Raw genomic sequence first — 205 nt, forward strand, 5'->3', positions numbered from 1 at the left:
ATGCACAAGCCCTCACGGGTTCTTATCGTTACCATGATACTTCCTTTATGGGGAGTTGTACGTTTGGGCTTGTTCTCAGTAACATCCTCATGTGTATTGTCGCTTTGGAGCAACTCTTCAGGAATACCTTCCACTTCTACAGGTACAACCTTCTTCTGTGTCTTCTTGAACCAGTCATAGAATGCCGTGTATGGAATATTGTTGC

1 pseudogene is annotated in these 205 nt (G+C 43.9%); it reads right to left on the reverse strand.

Annotated elements, in window-relative coordinates:
* A pseudogene (locus tag NW213_RS16935) lies at positions 1 to 205 on the reverse strand (hypothetical protein); the annotation flags it as partial.

Origin of the sequence: Bacteroides sp. ET336 (genome assembly GCF_024733815.1) — a bacterium.
GTDB classification, from domain to species: domain Bacteria; phylum Bacteroidota; class Bacteroidia; order Bacteroidales; family Bacteroidaceae; genus Phocaeicola; species Phocaeicola cellulolyticus.